This window comes from Shewanella maritima (genome assembly GCF_043643735.1).
In the GTDB taxonomy this organism is placed as follows: domain Bacteria; phylum Pseudomonadota; class Gammaproteobacteria; order Enterobacterales; family Shewanellaceae; genus Shewanella; species Shewanella maritima_A.
Window position 1 is genome coordinate 453,923 of record NZ_JBHZSM010000002.1, and the last position, 22,179, is coordinate 476,101.

Genomic DNA, 22,179 nt, shown 5'->3' on the forward strand with positions numbered 1-22,179 from the left:
ACTAAATTAAATTAGCTGGTTAACATAGCCTGTTACAATTCCTCATGGGTGAATAATCGAACCTGAGCATGTTTTCGGTTAGTGTTTGAATGATATAGATATCATAGTTACAAGGATTGTTAGATGCGTTCAGCCATCAAGCTCAGAGTCAGCTTTTTAGTGTGCGCCATAGCCTGCTTTTGGCTAGGTGTACATTTTACGCCAGAAACACTAGTCACAACCTCTGCTGAAATTCTGCTAGCCAGTATTGCCGCAGTGTACTTTGTGTTATTGCCGATATTGTATTGGTTTTGGATTATTAAGGCAGGAAAACAACCCAAGTGGAAGTTATTGCTGATCTTTAGCTTGAGCAGTTTGGTGGCAAGATTGAGTTTCCCAGCTGAGTTTGCCAGTTACTTTGAGTTTGTTATGTGGGTTAGGTATCCACTTATTGCCGTGTTATTAGTGATAGAGTTGTATCTTGTGGTCACTGTCATCCGTGGTTTATGGCAAGCCCGCTCTTTAAAGGGCGATCCACGTATTGGTGTCGTTGAACAATATGATGCATCTGATGAAAAGCAACGTTCACTGGCAATGGTGCTAGCCACTGAGCCCGCTAACTGGTTATATGCCATTCCTTGGTTCTCGCGAAATCATGTTACTGCACTTGCGCATATCCCTTTGCTAAGCAGCCGTGTGTGGCACTTATTGTTGATGCTTGTTGGGTGTATCGCCCTAAGTGGTATTAGCTATTACCTGATTGCGTCTTGGAATGACATTGTCGCACTTATTGTCTCAAGCATTATCGCCTACAGCGTGATTTTATTGGTGGCTAATTATCGTGTGAGTAAACATTACTCCTTGTATATTCAAGATGAGAAACTGGTGATTAATAATGGTTTGTGGGGATTTTTACTGGTGCCGTTAAATCTGGTTGAATCGGCCGAACAAGGCGAGTTTGATAAGTCAGCGTTAGCCGAACAGCTTTGTATTGGTCGAGCACAACACTTTAATCTTAAACTCAACTTTGCCACTGATGTGACTTATTTTGGTAGTTTTGGACATTTGCCAGAAGACTTTACTCAAGTCTATTTGGCAGTCGATTCGCCAGAAACAGTGATTAAGCGTGTGAGCCTAGACCCAGAAGATGTGACTAAGCAAGTTGCATAATCTGTCGTTTGGCTAATGACCGTGCCAATGACCTAGCTAATGACTTATAAGTTGGGGGGTAAAGAGGCGATAACAGGTGATTTGTGAATGCTGATAGTAGAACTAGGCAAGTAAATGCCTAGTTCTATTGAGGTGACATTGCTCGCCAGTAAATTGGCAGGAGCAGATTAATCTTTTACTAATTTGGATAAATCAGCTGGGCGATAATAAACCGATTTTAGTACCTTGCCTTTACGCACCACTTTACCGGCCATTTCAACGTCTTGAGCACATTTGGCAATCAGGAAGTCACCTTTAACACTGCCAACAATTTCTACACCTTGTTTTGCATAAGCAGCAATGGTTTCATCTAATTCTTGTTGATTGCGACATACCTTGCTCATGTTGCTTGAGTGCACTTCATCCCAACAGCGAATAAAATCAATCTCGCGGTTTTTAGCCACGTTTAACATTAAATCTATCAAGTAACTGATAACGAGGTTATCTTCCACTTTGCTGGCACCTAAATGCACTAAGCGGCCCATTAATACGTAAACCGAATCAACAATTGCATCCGCTTGCTCTACACGGCAATCAGCCTCTGCAAGTTCAGTCATTTCTTCAATGATCAATGATGTATGTAGCGTGTCAGCTTGGCTATCCAGCGTATTAGGGGAGTTTACAGGTAAGTCGAAGGTGGTGCGAAACTCATGAATGTCACGAAAAAGGTGATCGAAAATAGGTTGGTTTAATTGACTTAGCTGCATGTGAGGGTCTTCTATTAAAAATGATGCACAGAGTGTAATTAAATCATTGATGAATTTAAAGCCATGATGGCAATGTCGTTCAATATCGAATGTCGTTCAATATCAAACGTGAAGCAATAAAAAAGCCAGTAACCTAAGTTACTGGCTTTGTGTTACTGAATGACTCAGTTAATTGTTAGCTCACGGATTAGTGCTTACGGCGACGTAATGCAGCTAGTGGTAACAATAGTGCTGTTAACCAGCCAAGAGAACCACCGCTAGAAGATTTTTCCTCTTTTGCGTTTACGGTAACCGTTGCTGTACCTGGAGCACTCTCTAATCGACCATCAGAAGCCGTCACTTCGAAAGTTAATTCGTGATTACCTGATGGAGCTGTAAAGCTAATTGAACTGCCTCCATTCGAGAAAGTAACTGCTGCACCACCAGTTTGAACCCAGTTATATGTCATTTCATCACCTTCAGCATCTTTTGCATTGGCTTTAGCTGTAACGACAAAACCTTCGGTACTTACCATGCCAGATGGAGACACAGTTGGTGCGGTATTGTTAACCATAATAGTAACAGTCGCTTCTTCAGAGCGGTTACCCATAGTATCTAAAGCGATTACAGTAGCCATCATTGTTTCCGTAGATTGATCAATGACAGCATTATCGCTTAGAGAAACCATACCTTTACTGTCGATAACAAACATACTGGAGTTAGCGCTGATGACGATAAATTCAGAAACTGGGCTGGTGAATTGATCAGGGTCAGTTGCCATAATTTGACCTAGTTCTACGCCTGCCCCAGCACCTTTATCTACGTAAAGCATTAAGTCTTCAACCATAGGGGCTGAGTTACCTTCATCTGTTGTATTTGCAATAACAGACATTGAGCCGTTATCTGAAAGTAACATGTAACCCATAGAGTTTGCGCCAACCTGAGACATCAGTGTCGCACTCTCACCTGGCTCTAGAGATGAAACTGGATCGCCATTTTCATCGACTAGTTCAGCATAAGCATCTGGTGTGACTAATGAAACCATGGCTTCAACTTCATCACCAGTACCTGTAGAAACAGGCGCCCAATCAGCTTCTTCAACACGGTAACGAACATTGATTGAATTACCGACATCAGCAATGGTTAGTCCGACATCTTCAAAACACGCGACAGTGGTGACAAAGTCATTGCCTGTTACATGGAATGCAGGGCGTAATGAACCACTTGAAGTACCGTAAGCGCCAGCTAGTCCATAGAGTGCACGAGGGTAATTGCGGTTAAACCAGTTAAGATTAACGGTTCTTACCGTTGTGTCCCATACACCATCATTATTGATATCGAAATCCGTGTTATAGCTTGCCACAAATGCATGTGCCATAGGGTCACGTAACTTGAAGGTGTTATAAATAACTGCGCCTTCAGCACAAGAACCACTACCATAGATTTCTGTGGATGCTGCAAGTAAGTCATGACGAACAGACATATCTTCAGTGCCAACAGCAGTGACTGGTGCACTAAATGGTGCATCAATAGCTGTTGCGCCAACGTTAGTTAGGGTTCTGACTATGCCATCTTCAGTGACTTCGGTTGCAACCGATGCAGCTGCTGATGCTTTAGGTAAAATATGATAAACCACATGTAAGGCAACATCTTCGCCATCCATGAACTTAATCGCGCCGTCATATTCAGAAAGTGTTAGCGCATCTGAAGCATCTTCAGCAGTACCGTCAAGTTCATAAGAAGAGGTTAATGTCCACTCAGGAAGCATAGTCGGGTCAATGGTGACCATCACATCAAAACTGGCTGTTTGGCCACCAGGAATCGTAATGCTCTCAGGCAGATCAAAGCTTACTGCACCTGAGTCCATGTCGTTCATGTAACGTTGTTTAGCGACCAATGAATATGTTTTTTCTTCATTAGAAAAGTTCTTCACTGTTACTGTCTTGGTCATTGATGTGGTTTCTGAAGATGAAACCAAACCAAATGCAAGCGCCGCTTGCATGGTATCTTCGTTATATGCAATGACAGGAAGGTTAACGGCTTTTTCAACATCAACTAGACCTGCACCGATGTAACTGATTGGCGCAAGTTCTGCGTCAGCATTGATATCACGAGGCTCTACAGTGACATCTAGGTCTGCAGAGTTCATCATTGTTGCTTTGATTTCAAGAGCAGAACGATGTGGTAGCGCTTCTCTAACAATACTCATCGCACCCGCAGTAATTGGGCTAGAGAATGATGTACCGCTGATTGGTGATAAGCCATCACCTAGACCTGGATGAGCTGTCATGATAGCGGTACCTGGTGCTGTAATTTCAGGCTTTAATGTACCGGCAATTGATGGACCACGTGAAGTGAATGTAGCAATGGCGCCAACAGTTGAGACTTCTGATGAGTTAATGCTAAACGCCACATCACCAGCTGCCAATGCTGCTTTCAATGCATCGCCATCTTCTTTAGAAATCATGACTGAAGGGATAGTAATATCAGGATTAGTGCCACCCATAGTAAAGGCACCATCACCTTCAACATTATTGGCTACAATAACAAATGATGCACCCTTATCTTGAGCATGGAAAACTTTATCCACGAATGCACAACCACCACGGTCGATAATGACAGTTTTACCAGTAAAGTCTGTACCATCAGCAAATTCAGCACAGCCATCATTATTTTCTGTCGGTAAAACAAGTGGCGCTGTTGTATCGTCAAAACTGAATACTTGAGTTGTGTTAAACGCAGCTGCAACAGCAGTGACATCTGCACCATCGATCATTGACTCAACTTTACCTGCTTTTACTGTAGGGTGAGTCATAGCACCAACAGACAGTGCATGATTACTTGTACTTGGGCCACCAACGACAAAAGGTGTTGCACCATCATTACCAGCAGAAATAGCGAAGTTAACGCCAATTTCTGACATTTCATCGATCATCTCTTGTACTGCACCACCTGCAGTATCGCCAAAGTCGCCACCGAGTGACATATTAACAATATCTACGCGATCAGAAATATCACCATCACCATTTGGATCTATCGCAGCTTCTAGAGCATTTAATTGAGCGATACCAGGACAGAATTCACCACAAACAGAATAGACGTATAATTCAACGTCTGGCGCTACACCAACTACAGAGTGGCTTACGTGTGTACCGTGGTTTTCATCTGCATCAATTGGGTTAGGATCATCATTATAGAAATCATATCCACCGATGACTTTACCTTGCGGCCAGTTAACGTCATCTGCCTGCGCAGCCACTGCGGCTTCATAATCGGCAACATCACCTGAACCACCCAATGCAGCATGGGTATAATCAACACCTGTATCTAATACAGCAACACGTTGACCTTTACCTGAAGCCACACCCGCATCAATAACGGCGGTAGCCTTAATATAGTCAGCACTGTCAGCCACATCGAGTTCATAGTCATAGATAGGTAAGATATCAGCGACATCAGGATGTCCTAAAAAGCTCTCAAGCACCGCTTTGTCGGCTTTAACTAATAAAGAGCTCACTAAGTTAGTGGTTTTGCCAACAACTTGAATGTTGGCATCAGATGCTGAGATCGCATTTAGAAGACGATCTTGAGATTGTGCAATTTGAGATTTTGCGACCTTAAAGTTAGTCCCAGCAATACGGCTTTGTTCAGAAAGCGACTTGGTATTGAGTTTTATCATCCAAGCTGATGGGGTTTTAGCTTGTTTTTCTTCTAATGAAACTTGTAGTCCGTTGAATTGTTGGTTTACTTGATTTGTAGTGTTGTATTTATCAACATTGGCATAAGCGGCACTTGAAATGAGCGCAGCTGAAATCGCTAACGATAATTTAGTTTTCACAACTTCTTCCTTGTATCAGTTTACTTGTTTATAGCTGTAAAGCATTGCTAATAAACAAAAGTTTTCATGTTATAGATGGCTTTTTTTGGATGTTAAATGCGCATTCTGTGATGCGCTGCCAACATTATTAGCACAAAAGATTAACAAAAGTAATAAAGCTGATACATTATTTGTGATTAGTTATTTTTAGTATTATGTACTGTAAGAATAACTTAAAACAAAACTATCTAAGGTTTGACGCCACGTATAATGGGGTTTTGCAAACTAATTAACGTTTCGGTTGATTGAATTTCGTCAATGGATTGAATGCGGTTAATTAGCACATGTTGTAATCCATCTATGGATTGGCACATTACCTTTACAAAAACCGAGTAATTGCCAGTGGTATAATATGCCTCTACTACTTCCTCTAGCGCATTCAGTTTTGCTAGGGCTGAAGGATAGTCACCTGCACTTTTTAAGTTAATGCCAATAAAACAGCATACATCGTAACCGAGTGCTTTCGGGTTAACGGTTATTTGCGCACCGGTGATGATCCCTGCTTGCTTCATTTTTTCTACGCGAACGTGAATTGTGCCAGCGCTAACCGAAAACCGTTTGGCTAACTCAGCAAAGGGGGTGCGAGCGTCTTGCATTAACGCTGATAAGATTTGATTATCTAATTGATCTCGTTGAAATGAATCATCCATAACTGGTTGCCGTATTATTATGTGTTTCTCAACAAGTTACGGCTTTTGCCATCAATGATCTAGCAAAAATATAAAAAAAGTATGGGATTGTGAATTTAATCCCTGATTGGTTTACTGTTGCCCTTCAGGCTCAATAAAAGGCACCGGTGCGGTAAATTGCAATGCTTCACCTGAATAAGGGTGAGCAATAGATAAACTCGCAGCATGTAATAATAACCGTGGCGCGAGACGCTTTGCTAATGAGTCTGCATAAAAGCCATCGCCAAGAATGGGGTGCCCCATTGCCATCATGTGTACTCGCAGCTGGTGAGAACGCCCTGTAATAGGAGTGAGCTTAACTAATGTAGATTGTTTGCCATAACTGATGATATCGACCAAGGTTTCAGATGGTTTGCCAGTTTGATGACACACTTTTTGTTTTGGACGATTAGGCCAATCACAGATTAACGGTAACTCTACGCGGCTTAAGTTTTTTACATGGCCAGCAACACGGGCATAGTATACTTTGGCGGTTTCACGTTCACGAAATTGCCGTTTTAACTCTCGCTCTGCTTTCTTTCTTAAAGCTAAAACAATGACACCAGAGGTAGCCATATCAAGGCGATGTACGATTTGCGAATTAGGGTGCTCGGCTAACACACGTTGAAAAATACTGTCATGGTAAGCTGCATCTCGCCCCGGCACAGACAAAATTCCCGAAGGTTTATTTAGTACAATAATGTCTTTGTCTAGATGAATTACATCAAGCCAAGGGTCGGTAGGGGGAGTATAAATAAAGTCAGCCATGTCAGTCTCGTATTCATTCGCGGCGCAACCTTACCCAGAGTTGACATAGAGTGCAAGGTTGGACGCTAATCTTAGGTAAAACTGTGGCGTAGATTATGAAAATGCGTTGCCATTGACATGCATGATGGTGAAGGTCCAGACCACGAATGCTAAAGGGACATGGACTAGCGCATAAAAGCATTGATCGAGACGTGTCATCCCTTGAGCGTGCCAAATTAAATACACATGAGTTGCAATCACTAATGGGAACAGCATCATTAATGGATACAGGGCAAACGGACTCGCATCGGCAAAAATGGCGTGGCTAGTTAACGCCCAAAACACCATAAATGCGGTGGTGACCGGTGGCGTGGCGATTCGATATTGCTCTGGGTAAGGAAACATCCTTTATCCTTGTGTTAATCAATTGCGACAAAATTAACTATACACCAACTCTATCAAGAGTGGCTATTTCGCGACGCAATAACTTACAAAAGGTGTATTTAGTTTCCTTAGCCTGCAGTAATCATTAGCCTTTTATTTCTTTTCGCCCTTGCAATACTTTACGATGCACAATGGAATAATGACGAAGACCAGCAGGACCATGGGAGACAATTACCGACAGTAATATAATGAATATGAATAGCTCAGATTTATAGGCAGCTAACGGAATAAATAAGCCTAACATTGCCACTTTGACTATGGTTAGCACGCCTTTTAATTGGATTAACCAGCGCCAATCTCTTACGACTTCCCAAGCTAATAACAAACAGCCAGTTGCCATCGCCAGCACCCAATAGCTCATCCATAATGATTGTTCAGCCCCGACAATGATGCCGCCGCCCGCACCAACAATGCCAATTATGTGCAATGCGCGGAGGCTGGTTTTTGTCAGTCTTTCGAACCAAAAACGGGTTTCTGATAAAGGCTGAGACTGTTTTTTCGCCATAGTGGATACCTAGAGGGAGTGATGTTAACTGCAAGCAAGCTTAGCAAGATAACGGCTAAAAGGACGTGATCAAGTTATAAATGTGCCGAGGTGTAAGAAAATAATCAAATAATGTTTTAATTAGGTTGATTCTAGTAACCCTGATCACAATTCCCTGTCTGTTTTGAAAGTCTACAACGACAAAATTGCCACTATCACTTAAAATTGCAAACAGTTGAGAATTTATATACGCATGAAGCGTAGAGGTTAATATGAGAATCGGTTTTTTTAGTGCTAAGCCATATGACATTCGTCATTTCAATCAAGCCAATGAAGCATTTAATGCCCAAATTGAGTACTTTGATTACCGCATTTGCATGCAAAACGTCAAACTGGCTGAAGGTTTCGAGGTTGTGTGTGCATTTGTGAATGATTCGCTTTGCGATGAAGTTTTAGTTGAGTTAGCTAAAGGCGGCACAAAAATTATTGCCATGCGCTGTGCAGGTTTTAACAATGTTGACTTAGATGCAGCCAAGCGATTGGGGATTCAAGTCGTCAACGTACCGGCATATTCTCCTGAATCGGTAGCTGAACATACAGTGGCGCTGATGTTAACCCTTAACCGCAAAATCCATAAAGCCTATCAACGTACTCGTGACGCTAACTTTGCGCTAGCAGGTCTAGTTGGGTTTAATATGTTTGGTAAAACTGTTGGGGTGATTGGCACGGGTAAAATCGGTTTAGCGACTGTCAAAATCTTACAAGGTTTTGGCTGTAAAGTCGTCGCTTATGACCCATACCCAAATCCTGAAGTTATTGAGCTTGGCATTGAGTATGTTGAGTTGGATGAGATGTACCCGCAATGCGACATCATCAGCTTACATTGCCCATTAACTCCTGAAAATCACCATCTACTCAGCAATGAAAGTTTCAATAAAATGAAACCGGGTGTCATGGTTATTAACACTAGCCGTGGTGGACTATTGAATGCATTTGATGCAATGGAAGCCTTAAAAGACGGTCAAATTGGTTCACTGGGCTTAGACGTATACGAAAATGAAAAAGGCTTGTTCTTTGAGGATAAATCTAGCGAAATCATCCAAGACGATGTTTTCCGTCGCTTGTCTGCCTGCCACAACGTGATTTTTACCGGTCACCAAGCCTTCTTAACCCAAGAAGCACTGAATGCCATTGCATCAACCACGCTTAACAATGTGCAAGCAGTATTGAGTGGTGAAAAATCCGGAAATGAACTGTGTTAACTTTGGCGGTTTGTTGATAAGTTGTAGCAAACATGTGCTCCAATTTTTTTGAGGGATTATGAATATCTTAAGGGAAGTTCACGATATCGACACTGCGACAGGGACGATGCGCACTAGCTTATATCGACCCAGTCAACCAGGGCAGTTTGCCAGCATCATTTTTTACTCAGAAATTTTCCAAGAAACTGCGCCGATTAGTCGCAGTGCCGCTATGATGGCAGGACATGGCTTTGTGGTGTTAGTGCCTGAAGTGTTTCATGAGCTTAATCCAATAGGTACCATTCTAGCCTATGATGATGCTGGTAAAGATAAAGGTAATCAGGACAAGTTTAGCAAACCGCTAGAAGCACATGATACTGATACCCAAGCGTTAATTGACTTTGCCAGAAGCCAAACCTTTTGCAGCGATAAAGTCGGGGCCATGGGCGTATGTATTGGCGGCCATTTGGCTTATCGTGCAGCAATTAACCCTGATATCAGTAGTGCATTTTGCCTATATCCGACTGACATCCATTCAAATACGCTACCATGCCAAGAAGGTAATGATTCTTTATCTCGCACTGGCGATATTAAAGGTGAATTGCAATTAGTGTTTGGTAAGCAAGACCCACATGTGTCGGCTCAAGGTCGTAAAGATATTTATCGAAAGCTAGAAGAGGTTGAAGCCAATTTTAGCTGGCAAGAAGTCAATGCACAGCATGCTTTTATGCGTGATGAAGGTGATAGATATGATCCCGCATTAGCGCTGCAAATGTATTTACAAGCGGTCAGCTTATTTCAGCGTAGCTTAAAATGATGTCACGCCTAAGCTAATCAATCCAAGGATAAAGGCTCAGGGAGAGCCTTTTTTATTGCAGGTTCACCAAAATGGAAGTGCCACTTTGTCGTGTCACTCTTTGCAGTGCTACTGAGTACTGAAATAACTGAGTACTGAAATAACTGAGTACTGAAATAACTGAGTACTGAAATAACTGAGCCCTGAATGAGCTCTGAAATTATTGAGCACTGAAATGATTGGCACAAGATATGAACCTTGATAACAAAAGAGAGCATGATGTCCGATTTTAAAGTCATCCATACCACAGCCGATGAATATGGCGATTTTTGCGTATTAGATGACGGTGATTACCGCATTTTAGCCTTTGGCGAAAATGACGAGCAATCTAAACTAGATAAACAGTACCCGCACATACCGCAGCACACTTATGTGCAAGCTATGTTAGCTGCATTGTTATTTGTAAAACCTAAAAGCGTGATTATTTTGGGTTTAGGTGGCGGTGCATTGGTGCATGCGTTTAAGCACTATGATGCAGCGATTAAAATGACCGCCGTTGAAGTTCGCCAGCAAGTGATAGATGTGGCTAGACGATATTTTCAGTTACCTGTAGGTAAAAAGCTTCAACTCATCCATCAAGATGCTTATCCATTTGTCGTTGAAGCCGAACATAAAAAAGTCGATTTATTGTGTGCAGATATCTACAGTGAAAAAGGTGTAGACCAGCGCCAGTTGTCAGACAGCTTTATGCAAGGGTGTAAATCTAAGCTCAAGCAGCAAGGTATGTTAGTACTGAATTGCTGGAAGGAACACAGTCGAGATTTAGCATTTCAACAACGGTTGTCGCAACATTTTAACTATGTCTATGCATGTTTAACGGCTGGTGGAAACTGGGTGATATTTGCTTGTGATCATGATGCAGGCTTTAGCCAAGCCAATAATAAAGCCGCGACTCAAGCTTTGTCTCAACAGTTGGACTTTAACATTCAACGGGTACTTACTCGTTTCGAGTCATGGAAGTATGAAGCGTAATTTTGTTTAGTGTTTAGTGTTTAGTGTTTAGTGCATAGAAATAGCTATAACAGCCCGTACCACCAATCATTGATGGCACGGTTTCTTCTCATTTTTCAGCTTTGCGCTATATACCCATTGAGGCTGACCAAATACCGTATGCTGCTGACCCTCAATCACCAGTGCATCCTCGTCAGCGCATAATACAAACGGGCAGTGGTTATCTTGAGCCACTTTTTCAGCTAATGAGCGTTCATTGGCATCCCTCTTGGCATGAGCGGTAAACATAAAATCGACCACAGCCAATGCTGTAAAATCCGTTTGCTGGAATGTATCAATATCACCACATAGTGAAGCGCTTTCAATGGATGGCGTCAGTAGCATTGCCCCTGCGCTGACTCCCACAAAGGCTTTCCCCGCTAAAGCTAGATTAGCTAAAGTGTCGACCAGACCACGCTGTTTTAACCAATATAAAAAGCGATAGGTATCACCACCAGATAAATGGATGACTGAGCAGGCACATATTTTCTCAAATTGTTGCTGACTAAATTCTTGTTCAAGCTCAAGGTATGCTACTTGGTTTACCCCAAGCTGCTGGTAAAAGTCGCGAGTTTGGTTAAAGAAGGTCCTATCTGGATCAGGCGCAGAGGCAATGTAGCCTACTGTTAATTCGTTGGGAGCCACATTAAGACTTGCGAGTAACTGCGTTATGGCCTGTCGCCCTTGAGTTGTCGCATTATTGCTGACTAAAGCTAATTTCATGTCTTTCCTGCATTCGAGCGTGGGTATTGATATGTTTCAAGATAAGCTAGGGAGCGAATAAGTGCATAAATGTCAAACTATTATTATTCATAACCACTATTACCACTATTACCACTATTAGTAATTACCACTATTAGTAATTACCACTATTAGTAATTACCACTATTAGTAGAATCACTATTCGCAATACCATCATTCATTGTGGCTTTGTGTACTCGAATTCGTAAATATGTTGGCCACCGTCAACCTTGATGGTCATGTTGCCTGATAACCCAAGCAGCTCGCCTGTACCAGAATCGGGTACCACTTCTAAAATCAGCGTGTCTTTTCCGCCAGACATCATGCCGTAATGTTGCAACACGAAAGAACCTGTCATACCAGAAAGCGTACCTACCACTTGCTCGATTGCAACATAACCCGCAGAGCCTTTAACGGCTGTCATTACGCTAAGCATTTCGCCCTGACTTTGTGCTGATAACTCACCATGAAAATTCTTGTTGATTGACATTCTGCCGAGATTTGCGCCCTCTGCCCCCGTGGCATAGGTATCCATTGGTTCGAGTGTGACATCAAATTTCCCTGATATTTTCATGCTGGCTCCATGTTTGGTATTGATAAAAACACTGATTATCAGATGCAAGCACTGAATGTAGTAGAGTGACATCGTGATAAGTTTATGGCTATTACACTAGAGTATTGGCTGAAAATTGCCCAGAGTTTTATCTTAAAACAAATCATTAGGGGGCATTTTCATATTGTGTAGATATCAAAGTTTGGAAAAGTAATACCCCTCTAAACTCCCAAAAACCTACTTTGAAAAAGTCATAATCGAAAAAAGTGAACAGCACCTGCCTCTTTTGCTATTCGAAATAAAAAAACACCCTTTATAACCCCAAAAATCACCCTCAAAGCAAACTGTGATCTATGTCCGTTTTGTAGAATATACCAACCAAAACAAAGACTTTTTGTACACTCATTATGCGTTTTTTGAGCCGTTCAGCCTTAAACTGAAAATCCGATTATAATGATAGTTTTTATCAGTTATACATAATCAATCCGATTACGTATTCTAGCTTCATCGAACAACGGCACGCAGTTATCGCCGACAGTTATAGACAGTTTTTAATATCGTCTTTAATCGCTCAAATGAGCCAATTAAACTTAATGGAGTTACACATGACACAGTCAATCATCAACAGCACTATCAAGCCTTTTAAAGCTACTGCATTTCATAATGGCGCGTTTGTCGACGTCACTGAGCAAGACTTACTGGGCAAATGGTCTGTTGTATTCTTTTACCCAGCTGATTTCACGTTTGTTTGCCCAACTGAACTAGGTGACATGGCAGACCATTACGCACAGCTGCAAGAAATGGGCGTTGAAGTTTACTCAGTATCAACTGATACACACTTCACTCACAAAGCATGGCACGCAAGCTCTGACACTATTGGCAAAATCAACTACCCAATGATTGGTGACCCAACGGGTGCAATCACACGCAACTTCGGTGTGATGATTGAAGAAGACGGCCTAGCACTTCGCGGTACTTTCGTAATGAACCCAGAAGGTGAAGTGAAAGTTGCTGAAATCCATGACCTAGGTATTGGTCGTAGTGCTCAAGAACTAGTTCGTAAAATCCAAGCTGCTCAATATGTTGCTGACCACGACGGTGAAGTTTGCCCAGCAAAATGGCAGCCAGGTGAAGAAACGCTAGCGCCATCAATTGACCTAGTAGGCAAAATCTAAGTCAAAAAATGGGGTAGCGCTTAGCCCCATTTCATCACTCTCTCTCCGGCCGGCTACCGACTTCATCACCCGGTAGCTGGCAACCTATTTCAAAAACTTATTGTGTATTACAAACTTCGCTTTGTAAGGAGTCGTTATGTTAGATGCCAACGTAAAAAATCAACTGAAGTCATACATGCAACACTTAAAACGTCCAGTTGAGCTGGTATTGTCAACTGACGACGGTAACAAATCTGCTGAGTTAACTTCGTTAGCCAATGACATTAATGATGTGTCAGATCTTATCTTAGTGCGTAACGAGCAAGGTGCTCGCAGCCCAAATATGAGCGTGCGTAACCCAGAAAATGGTAGCCAAATTAGTTTTGCAGGCTTGCCAATGGGACATGAATTTACTTCTTTAGTATTAGCTTTGCTGCATAGCGGCGGTCACGACATCAAGCTAGAAGCGGATGTCATTGAACAAATTAAACAATTACCTGGTAAGTTTGAGTTTGAAACCTACGTGTCTCTAAGCTGCCAAACTTGCCCTGAAGTGGTCCAAGCCTTGAACATGATGGCGGCCATTAACCCGAATATCACCAATGTGATGATTGACGGTGCCTTATTCCAAGCTGAGGTAGAGCAGCGTAATATTTTATCTGTGCCATCAGTATTCTTAAACGGCGAGCCTTTCTCTGTTGGCGCGATTAGCGTGGTAGAGATCTTAAACAAAATTGATACCAATGCCGCCGGTCGTCAAGCAGATGCCATTAACGCAAAAGATGACTTTGAAGTGCTCGTTGTTGGCGGCGGTCCTGCTGGTGCATCAGCCGCAATTTACTCAGCTCGTAAAGGTTTAACGACAGGTATCCTTGCTGAAAAGTTTGGCGGACAGGTAGCTGAAACAGTAGGTATTGAAAACTTTATTTCGGTATCTAAAACAGAAGGGCCAAAATTAGTGGCCAATCTGGAAAACCATGTACGTGACTATGATGTCGACGTGATGGACAACCAACGTGGTGTGTCCCTTGCTAAAAATAGTGCAGGTAAGTTTGATGTGGAACTGGCTAATGGCGCGACATTAACTAGCCAATCAATCGTATTGGCAACAGGTGCAAGATGGCGTGAAATGAATGTACCAGGCGAGCAAGAATATCGTGGTAAAGGTGTGGCATATTGCCCGCACTGTGACGGCCCATTATTCAAAGGCAAGCGTGTCGCTGTGATTGGTGGTGGTAATTCAGGCATTGAAGCTGCAATTGATTTAGCCAATATTGTTGAGCATGTGACTGTACTTGAATTTGATTCTAAATTACGTGCAGATGAAGTATTGCAACGTAAAGCCGCATCAATGGGTAACATTACTATCATCAAACAAGCGATGACGACTGAAGTGATCGGTGATGGTGCTCGTGTTACAGGGTTACAATACACAGACCGTGCGACTGACGAAAGTCACCACATTGAACTGGCCGGTATTTTTGTTCAAATCGGTTTAGTGCCAAACACTGAATGGTTAAAAGGCGTCGTTGATTTAACTGAACGCGGTGAAGTGATTGTTGATGCTCGCGGTCAAACGTCAATTCCAGGTGTATTTGCTGCTGGTGATATGACCCATACGCCTTATAAGCAAATCATTATTGCGATGGGCAGTGGTGCAACAGCTTCTTTGGGCGCATTTGATTACTTAATTCGTCATACTGAAGCAACAGGTGAGCAAGCTGCATAACTAGGCAAAATTAGCTTTTAGTGATACTTACTTTCATCTAAGTTAATACATCTAAGCATTAATCAATGGAGCCCAAGTGGCTCCATTTTGCGTTTTAGTCTTACTTTTCCACTTATATTGATGTCATTTCAAGCCGCTCATTTTTAGTTGACCAATAGTTAAGCACAAACTAGAGCCTGACTGGAGTATCATCTGCAGCATCTACAAATTGCTTACCCTCGCACTTTGATTTAACTTAATGCCATCTCTGTTCGCAAATTGCGCGCGATTGGATCTGTTTGGAAAGGACACACATGCCAAGCTTGAAAAGAATTGTACTGATTAATACCCACCTTCCTGGCGTGGTAGAGCTCGCCCTTGATGGCCACACCAATATTTGTGGTACTAATGCATCAGGTAAAACCACATTACAACGACTCGTCCCGGTATTTTATGGCGAATACCCAAGTCGCGTTGTACCCTCTACTCGAGACAGTTTTGAGCGTTGGTATTTGCCTCACGACTCCAGTTACATCATTTATGAGTATCAAAAACAAGATGGGCTGTTATATCAGGCGGTGCTCGCCTCAGCAGGTGATGGAAAAGGGGTGAATTACCGCTTTATAGCGCAAGGCTTTGAGCTCGATGATTACGTTAAAACGCGCAATGGTGACACGATTATTTGTCATTCGATGGCGGATCTTGGTCGAGAAATGAAGCGCCGAAAAGTCGCGCACTCTAATTTACTCAATACGCGAGAGTTTAGAGCGATCATCCAAAACGATCGCAGTTTACTTGCCACTGGCAGCAATCGCTCAGAATTACGTACCAATGCGAGGCAGTTCTCCTTATGTGAGGGTGAGCATACCTTAAGACACATTGAAAAATTGGCCAAAGCAGTACATTCCAAAGAAGGCAAAATGGAAACTGTGAAGTCCATGATTGCAGCGATTTTGGAAGAAGACGGTGTGAACCCGCCTGCATCAAGATTGAATCCGCAACGGGTTGAATCATGGATCCGTGAAAGCCAATTGGTACAAGGTTTTGAAGAAATTCGACCACAGTTTGAAAAGTTAGAACAAGAGTTTGATCAACTCCTCAGTGCAGAACTTCGTTTAGCCAGTTTGGCCAAAGGGTATCAGCAAGATGAAACTCAGGAAGCCGCCCGTCAAGAGGATAACCTTCAGCAAGCGAAGACACTCAATAGCCAATTAGCAAGCTTAGATACTGAATGGAAAGAAGTGCGGGACGAGCTTAATCAAGAGATCTCAGCTGCAACTACCTCAGTTCAAAGTTATGAACAAGAATTGGATGCCATTGAAGATAAGCATGCCGCGTTTTTAGATGCTGATATTGAGCAAGCAAAAGCGGATTTAGATAGTTTACCTACGTGGCGTAATGATGTTGAAAGTCTGCAAGAGCGTCATAAATTGCAAACGGAAAAACATCAGGATATTGAAGCCGCTTACAATGCAAGGCGCAGCAAAATTGGTGAGCAACTTAGCCGCGAGCTAGACAAACTACATAAAGAGCAAGATAGCCAACGTGAAGCCCGAGATGCACAGAGAGAATTGGCAAACGATGATATGGCTAAGCTTGAACAGCAATGGCGCGAGCAAACAGAAGCGGGTAAATCCACATTCCGTGAGCAAGAGTATCAGTTGAAACTCACTAAAGCTGAGTTAACTCACCAAGTGGATGGGGTGACATATACCGAAGAAGAAAAAATGCGTTTAGCTGTGCTCGATGAACGTATTACGCTTGCTGATGAAGAGCAAGAGGTATGCAACGATAAGGTTGAGCGCTTGTTCTCTGAAGAGAAAAAGCAACGTGCCAAACGCGATCAAGCCAATGAAGCGCTACGCTTAGCGGGCATCAAAGTGAATGAAGCGGAGCAGCAAAAAGATGAGCTGGAACACATGTTGTTTCCGCAATCGCACACCTTATTGGAGTTCTTACGCAAAGAGTCACAGGGGTGGGAGCAGACCATTGGTAAAGTCATCGCGCCAGAGTTGTTGCACCGCAGTGATTTGCACCCACGTGTGAATGCAGAAAATGCCGCGGGTTTATTTGGTGTCGAGCTCGATTTAAACATGCTAGAGGTGCCTGAGTATGCACACTCTGAACAAGAGCTACGTATTGCACTTGATAAAGCACAAGATCAACTCACCACAGCTAAAGAAAGACAGGCTGAAGCAGAAGCACAGCTAGTGGCCATGAATGAGTCACTGGATAAGCTGAGCCGTGAGTTAACCTTTGCCCGCACTGCATACAAAAATAGTCGTGAAGATGTGCGTCGTTTGTTTGACGAAAAACGCACCGAACAACAAGCTATCAATGACGCATTAGCTGAACGTAAAGCCCAATCGGGTAAACGACTAACCCAGTTAGATAATGAACTAAAACAACTACATAATCAGCATCAGCAATGGCTTGAAGAACAGCAAGAACAAGCCCTTGAAGCGCGGATGGAAAAGAACGCCTATTGGCAAGAAGTGGTTGGCGCCATTGACAATGTACTTGGGCAGATAAAAGCGAATATAGACCAGCGTAAACAACACGCTAAAACTGAACAAAAAGCCTGTGAGTCTTGGTATAAAGACGAGCTGAAATCTCGCGGTGTCGATGAAGACAAAATCATCGCCCTTAAGCGTGAAATTCGCGAGCTAGAAGCCAAAATTAGTCATGCAGAACAACGTCGCAGTGAAGTATTGCGCTTTGATGATTGGTATCAGCACACTTGGTTGCAACGTAAGCCCACCTTGCAAAGTCAGCTTGCCGATGTCAAACGAGCTGCACTGGATTTACAGCAACAGCTAAAACATAAAACAGCAGAGATTAAAACGCGCCGCAATGAGTTGGAAACGGCCCGTAAAGCGTGTGATGCGGCACAAATTGAAGCGTCTGAAAACCTCACTAAGTTACGCGCTGTGATGCGTAAACTCGCTGAGTTGAAGCTACCCAAGAATAAAGATGTTGCCAGTGGCAGTATTGGTGAGCGATTGCGTCAGGGTGAAGATCTGCTACTTAATCGTGACCATCTGCTGGGCTCTGTGAAGCAATATGTCGAGCATTTCGACAGTGTGATCGCCAGTAAGTCGGGTTCGAGTTTGGCTGAGTTTTGGGAGCGTGCCCGTGAAGAGTCGAGCTTTACCAACGACAAAGGCATCCGCATTCTTGATTACCGTAAGCTGGTGCCACAACTTGAACAGTTACTTAATGTGATGGTGCCGCAATCATTGATGGCGATTAAAGAGCAAGGGCGTATCTTTGGTGTCGACTTAACCGCATTTTATGATGTATTAGCGGATATTGACCGCCGCATTGCCACTCAAAGTGCGCGCATTACCCGTGAAGTGGGTGAAGAATTGTTCCTTGACGGTGTATCTGAATCAGCCGTGAAAATTCGTTCTCGCATCAGTGAGCTTGAATTCTGGCCTGAGCTAGAAGCATTTGTAAAAGCCTTTAAAGCATGGAAAGCCGATAATTTCAGTCAATTGCCGGATGAAAACTACACCAACACCATGCGCCGCGCACTGGAGATTATTGGTCGCGCAGCGCTAACAGGCGGTATTGCTAAACTACTCGAAATTGAACTGCGCCTTAAAGAAGGTAATAGCGACTTGGTGATCCGCACCGATAGACAGTTAAATGAATCATCAAGCCACGGTATGGCGTATTTGATTTTGTGTAAGTTCCTATTGGCCTTTACCAGATTATTAAGAGGCAAAGCTGACGTAACCATTCATTGGCCGATTGATGAGCTTGGTACCTTGCACCACGGTAATGTGAAGAAGATTTTTGATGCCTGTGAAAACAACAATATCAGTGTATTAGGAGCATTCCCTAACCCTGAATCTGAAGTGCTCAATCTCTTTGCTAACCGCTACATCATTAATAAGCAAACCCGCAAACTTCAGGTGGTGAAACCAAAATCTAACCCATTAGCAGAGCGCTTAGCTAAGCGTAATGAGAACCAAACCGAGGAGATGGCATAATGTCGCAAATCCAAACTTCGTCATCTTCAGAGTCTGTACTCGTGGGCACAGGCGTATTGATTGAACAACTGCTCAAAGGTGAGTTTATTTGTCGCGTCACCAACGAAGATGGTTGGCGTGCGTTGAAGAACCCACAAACTCGCGACCGTGTTGAACAATACCTCAATCAAATTAATCGCACCATTAGTAGTGCCGGCGAAGGTGATGTGTTCTTTTGTGGTTATCTGCAATTAGGCGATGCCGAGCGCAAAGTCGTATCGAGTCAATTTAAAGAAATCTGCTCAGCCTTGATCCCGCTAGTGGAATGGTTGGTGTTAGTCCAAGAAGCCAATGGCCAAGATGCACCATTAAGCGAAGGTGCACCGATCCGACTGACTGAGTTACAAGCTTGCATCGAGGATACCCCAGCTTTCAGTGAGCAATTGGCAAAATTAAGCCATTACCGTTTGTTTGGCTCAACCTCAAGTGCGACGGATGGCCAGTTAAAATTAGTGTTTAAGCGATTAGTGGAGCTAGGTTATTTAACTAAGCCTAATGCTGAAAAACAAATCTTTATCGCCACAGGCAAGATTGATTATTTGTATGAAGTGATCCGCTTTATCGATGAAACTGAAGGTTTGAATCTTGAAGCGCAAGCTGAAACCGCAACACAAAGGGATTTACTATGAGCAACAACTTGCATCAAGCAGGGGTAAAGCTGCTCAAACAGTTGGGGCGGCATGCTGATGTGGTGATGGATGTGTACCTCTCTGGTGCCACCAACGAAAATCAACATGACGAAAAAGTCATTGAAAAGCTCAAGAAAAGCGGCATTTTATGGCGGCCTGATCCCGAGCAAGATTTGCGTCTAAAGCGTTCTGTACGAGCATTACTTGAAGAAGCACTGAGTGATGAACGTAACCGACAAATTGATGCCAATGTTGGCTCGGCTTTAGCCAGTATCAAAACCTTAGCCGACCATTATAAAGAAGCCCGTTTCAACAGCGACTATAGTGCCTCAGAAGCTTATTTGGCTGACTTAAATGAGCATGTGTACGCCTTTACCGATAGCTTGCGCTATTCCATTCGTGTGTTGTGGGGGCGGATCAACAATGAGTTTGGTTATGTAGGCAGCATCAGCGCTAAAATTCGTGAAAATGAACTCGCCCAAAGTCAGGTAACTGAACTACTCAATGGGCTAGATATGTTCCAGTTTAGCGAGCTGGGCGAAATTGCTGGCGATATTCGTGAGCTGCGTAAGTTACTGGTGACTAATCTGCAAGAAGCGTTAAGCCAATGTACCCAGGAGTTGAGTGTCGTGCAGGCGAGGCTACTTGAATTGCTGGGTCGATTTAGACAAATTCAGGGGCGTACGCGTTTATTAAAAGGTTGGTTGCTGCATACCGATTTACACCCCGATTATGAAGTGGGTGATCACGTTAGCCATAAGCAAGTGCCTGCATTGTTTAATTGTGCCGAAACCTTACTCGCGCCTGCGCATGTTGATGTACATAACAGCCAGCATGAAGTGGCATTAATGGATATCGTGTCGCACATTAAAACCATTAATCGTGATGATGGCATTAGAGCGGTTCGTGAAACCGATATGCCAATTTCAGTGGGACAAGTAGAAGACTTTGATATCCCTGATAACCCATTAAAGCTGGCCGTAGATGCTTATTTTTGCGCCATTATTGATTCGGGCGAGCGACAATCTGCGCTGCAATACCTTGAAGAGCATCAATTACCTTGGGACAGTGAAAGTTGGATTTATCAGGTTATCGGTGGCTATGAAGGTTTACCTGCTGAGCACAAAGACTATTTTGAGTTAGAGGCAATAGGTAAGCCTCATCCAGTCTATAACGGCAACTATATTATCCATGATGTTGAGTTGTGGTTGGCGTAAATGGCCAGTTTAAGTCGCGCCCAAATTAAGGCCATCAACACTGTGGTGACTAAGCGTCAGTTACAGGTGAAACTGACAGCCAACTGGCGCGCGATATATCAGCATTTTGATGTTGGCGAGATTGATGGGGTTGATAAAAAGCTGATACTCACGCGGCAGGACCATCAGTTACTGCACCAGTTAGTCAAGGAAGAGTCAGGCCTAGATGTATTTAATCTAGATTTTGACGCAGATCGTCATCAAATGGCTAATGTCTCCCATAAAGAAAAGCTGGCAAACGTTCGTCCTGAGGCGAATTATGTCTTAGTTAAGCAAATTGGTGCTCAACCCTCGAACCCGCAGTTATCAAATGCTTTAAGTGGTATTGTGGATGATGAAGCGTCAATGCGCTTACCTGTCGATAGTGTATTTCGCTTCTGCCAAAATGCTTCGATACAGAGGTTAATCGTAGTCGAGAATCTCGACAGCTTTGATGCTATAGCCAAGATGAACTTTGATGAGGCCATTAGCTCACAGCTTGATAGTACTCTGTTTGTCTATCGAGGTGGCGGGGCAAACTCACCTGCTGGCTGTAAGCGGTTACTGCAATTACTCAGCAATAGTCACACTAAGGTAAAGGTATTGGCATTTACCGATTTAGATGCTGCGGGATTGCAAATTGCCCAGTTACTGATTGGATGCGAAGGGATCATTATCCCCAAAATGATGCTAAATGAACCCGAGCAATTGGTTACGTTAAAGCAGGTCAATGATCTTGATGATTACCACAAACAGCATAAACAAGTGAGCTTTCTAAAAAGCCAAGCTTTACAAGCTTGGACACAAGTATTTAAATCTATGCAACAATTCCATATCAATGTGAAACAGCAGCATATGTTAGCTCATTCTCTAGAGTTAACATTATTAATGCGTTAGTCATTTTTTACTGGTGTTTAAACCTGAAATCCTCTCAATTGTCG

At 43.0% G+C, this 22,179-nt stretch carries 18 protein-coding genes; 10 read left to right on the forward strand and 8 right to left on the reverse strand.

Annotated elements, in window-relative coordinates; all coding sequences use genetic code 11:
- The first annotated feature begins 123 nt into the window (after positions 1-123).
- Positions 124-1,149 carry a hypothetical protein gene (locus ACHUGF_RS04115; RefSeq protein WP_394129511.1) on the forward strand — a complete coding sequence of 342 codons (1,026 nt, stop codon included), beginning with the start codon at positions 124-126 and terminating at the stop codon, positions 1,147-1,149.
- A gap of 167 nt (positions 1,150-1,316) precedes the next feature.
- On the opposite strand, the gene ACHUGF_RS04120 is transcribed toward ACHUGF_RS04115, so the two are convergent.
- From ACHUGF_RS04120 to ACHUGF_RS04145, 6 genes are all read right to left on the reverse strand, one after another.
- Complete coding sequence (locus ACHUGF_RS04120) at positions 1,317-1,895, reverse strand: nucleoside triphosphate pyrophosphohydrolase family protein (RefSeq protein WP_394129512.1); 579 nt, start codon at positions 1,893-1,895, stop codon at positions 1,317-1,319.
- Positions 1,896-2,082: 187 nt separating this feature from the next.
- On the reverse strand, positions 2,083-5,712 hold the full coding sequence (locus ACHUGF_RS04125) for a S8 family serine peptidase (protein ID WP_394129513.1): 3,630 nt from the start codon (positions 5,710-5,712) through the stop codon (positions 2,083-2,085).
- A 227-nt stretch (positions 5,713-5,939) separates the two neighbouring features.
- Entirely contained in the window at positions 5,940-6,401 is a 462-nt protein-coding gene (gene asnC, locus ACHUGF_RS04130) for a transcriptional regulator AsnC (protein ID WP_394129514.1), read from the reverse strand.
- Between the two features lie 111 nt (positions 6,402-6,512).
- A complete protein-coding gene (rluA, locus tag ACHUGF_RS04135) occupies positions 6,513-7,187 on the reverse strand; it encodes a bifunctional tRNA pseudouridine(32) synthase/23S rRNA pseudouridine(746) synthase RluA (RefSeq protein WP_394129515.1) in 675 nt (224 codons plus the stop codon).
- A gap of 93 nt (positions 7,188-7,280) precedes the next feature.
- Entirely contained in the window at positions 7,281-7,571 is a 291-nt protein-coding gene (locus ACHUGF_RS04140; protein ID WP_394129516.1) for a hypothetical protein, read from the reverse strand.
- Between the two features lie 124 nt (positions 7,572-7,695).
- Entirely contained in the window at positions 7,696-8,115 is a 420-nt protein-coding gene (locus ACHUGF_RS04145) for a hypothetical protein (protein WP_394129517.1), read from the reverse strand.
- Between the two features lie 251 nt (positions 8,116-8,366).
- On the opposite strand from ACHUGF_RS04145, the gene ACHUGF_RS04150 reads away from it, so the two are divergent.
- The 3 genes from ACHUGF_RS04150 (at position 8,367) to ACHUGF_RS04160 (ending at position 11,163) form a co-directional block, all read left to right on the forward strand.
- Positions 8,367-9,356 carry a 2-hydroxyacid dehydrogenase gene (locus ACHUGF_RS04150; RefSeq protein ID WP_394129518.1) on the forward strand — a complete coding sequence of 330 codons (990 nt, stop codon included), beginning with the start codon at positions 8,367-8,369 and terminating at the stop codon, positions 9,354-9,356.
- A gap of 58 nt (positions 9,357-9,414) precedes the next feature.
- A complete protein-coding gene (locus ACHUGF_RS04155; protein WP_394129519.1) occupies positions 9,415-10,152 on the forward strand; it encodes a dienelactone hydrolase family protein in 738 nt (245 codons plus the stop codon).
- Positions 10,153-10,410: 258 nt separating this feature from the next.
- Positions 10,411-11,163, forward strand: a complete 753-nt coding sequence (locus tag ACHUGF_RS04160) for a spermidine synthase (RefSeq protein WP_394129520.1) — start codon at positions 10,411-10,413, stop codon at positions 11,161-11,163.
- A gap of 66 nt (positions 11,164-11,229) precedes the next feature.
- Here the strand turns inward: ACHUGF_RS04160 and ACHUGF_RS04165 are convergent, their stop codons facing one another.
- Together ACHUGF_RS04165 and ACHUGF_RS04170 are read right to left on the reverse strand one after the other, a co-directional pair.
- Complete coding sequence (locus tag ACHUGF_RS04165) at positions 11,230-11,904, reverse strand: Type 1 glutamine amidotransferase-like domain-containing protein (protein ID WP_394129521.1); 675 nt, start codon at positions 11,902-11,904, stop codon at positions 11,230-11,232.
- Between the two features lie 196 nt (positions 11,905-12,100).
- Positions 12,101-12,496, reverse strand: a complete 396-nt coding sequence (locus ACHUGF_RS04170; RefSeq protein ID WP_394129522.1) for a DUF3224 domain-containing protein — start codon at positions 12,494-12,496, stop codon at positions 12,101-12,103.
- Between the two features lie 584 nt (positions 12,497-13,080).
- Between ACHUGF_RS04170 and ahpC the strand changes: the two genes are divergently transcribed.
- From ahpC to ACHUGF_RS04200, 6 genes are all read left to right on the forward strand, one after another.
- On the forward strand, positions 13,081-13,650 hold the full coding sequence (gene ahpC / locus ACHUGF_RS04175; RefSeq protein ID WP_394129523.1) for an alkyl hydroperoxide reductase subunit C: 570 nt from the start codon (positions 13,081-13,083) through the stop codon (positions 13,648-13,650).
- A gap of 136 nt (positions 13,651-13,786) precedes the next feature.
- Entirely contained in the window at positions 13,787-15,358 is a 1,572-nt protein-coding gene (ahpF, locus tag ACHUGF_RS04180) for an alkyl hydroperoxide reductase subunit F (protein ID WP_394129524.1), read from the forward strand.
- Positions 15,359-15,651: 293 nt separating this feature from the next.
- Entirely contained in the window at positions 15,652-19,335 is a 3,684-nt protein-coding gene (locus tag ACHUGF_RS04185) for an ATP-binding protein (protein ID WP_394129525.1), read from the forward strand.
- Entirely contained in the window at positions 19,335-20,003 is a 669-nt protein-coding gene (locus ACHUGF_RS04190) for a hypothetical protein (RefSeq protein ID WP_394129526.1), read from the forward strand. Before ACHUGF_RS04185 ends, ACHUGF_RS04190 begins: the two co-directional genes overlap by 1 nt.
- A complete protein-coding gene (locus ACHUGF_RS04195; RefSeq protein ID WP_394129527.1) occupies positions 20,000-21,220 on the forward strand; it encodes a phosphoenolpyruvate carboxylase in 1,221 nt (406 codons plus the stop codon). Before ACHUGF_RS04190 ends, ACHUGF_RS04195 begins: the two co-directional genes overlap by 4 nt.
- The gene (locus ACHUGF_RS04200) at positions 21,221-22,135 is read left to right on the forward strand and encodes a DUF7281 domain-containing protein (RefSeq protein WP_394129528.1); all 915 of its coding nucleotides are present in this window, start codon (positions 21,221-21,223) and stop codon (positions 22,133-22,135) included. It begins immediately after the preceding gene.
- Positions 22,136-22,179: the final 44 nt, after the last annotated feature.

Bases quoted from the DNA above. Each gene is read 5' to 3' on its own strand.
- ACHUGF_RS04150 (WP_394129518.1), top strand. From the start codon at position 8,367: ATGAGAATCGGTTTTTTTAGTGCTAAGCCATATGACATTCGTCATTTC.
- rluA (WP_394129515.1), bottom strand. From the start codon at position 7,187: ATGGCTGACTTTATTTATACTCCCCCTACCGACCCTTGGCTTGATGTA.
- ACHUGF_RS04200 (WP_394129528.1), top strand. From the start codon at position 21,221: ATGGCCAGTTTAAGTCGCGCCCAAATTAAGGCCATCAACACTGTGGTG.
- ACHUGF_RS04115 (WP_394129511.1), top strand. From the start codon at position 124: ATGCGTTCAGCCATCAAGCTCAGAGTCAGCTTTTTAGTGTGCGCCATA.
- ACHUGF_RS04120 (WP_394129512.1), bottom strand. From the start codon at position 1,895: ATGCAGCTAAGTCAATTAAACCAACCTATTTTCGATCACCTTTTTCGT.
- ahpF (WP_394129524.1), top strand. From the start codon at position 13,787: ATGTTAGATGCCAACGTAAAAAATCAACTGAAGTCATACATGCAACAC.
- ACHUGF_RS04170 (WP_394129522.1), bottom strand. From the start codon at position 12,496: ATGAAAATATCAGGGAAATTTGATGTCACACTCGAACCAATGGATACC.
- ACHUGF_RS04140 (WP_394129516.1), bottom strand. From the start codon at position 7,571: ATGTTTCCTTACCCAGAGCAATATCGAATCGCCACGCCACCGGTCACC.
- ahpC (WP_394129523.1), top strand. From the start codon at position 13,081: ATGACACAGTCAATCATCAACAGCACTATCAAGCCTTTTAAAGCTACT.
- ACHUGF_RS04195 (WP_394129527.1), top strand. From the start codon at position 20,000: ATGAGCAACAACTTGCATCAAGCAGGGGTAAAGCTGCTCAAACAGTTG.
- asnC (WP_394129514.1), bottom strand. From the start codon at position 6,401: ATGGATGATTCATTTCAACGAGATCAATTAGATAATCAAATCTTATCA.
- ACHUGF_RS04155 (WP_394129519.1), top strand. From the start codon at position 9,415: ATGAATATCTTAAGGGAAGTTCACGATATCGACACTGCGACAGGGACG.
- ACHUGF_RS04165 (WP_394129521.1), bottom strand. From the start codon at position 11,904: ATGAAATTAGCTTTAGTCAGCAATAATGCGACAACTCAAGGGCGACAG.
- ACHUGF_RS04190 (WP_394129526.1), top strand. From the start codon at position 19,335: ATGTCGCAAATCCAAACTTCGTCATCTTCAGAGTCTGTACTCGTGGGC.
- ACHUGF_RS04185 (WP_394129525.1), top strand. From the start codon at position 15,652: ATGCCAAGCTTGAAAAGAATTGTACTGATTAATACCCACCTTCCTGGC.
- ACHUGF_RS04160 (WP_394129520.1), top strand. From the start codon at position 10,411: ATGTCCGATTTTAAAGTCATCCATACCACAGCCGATGAATATGGCGAT.
- ACHUGF_RS04145 (WP_394129517.1), bottom strand. From the start codon at position 8,115: ATGGCGAAAAAACAGTCTCAGCCTTTATCAGAAACCCGTTTTTGGTTC.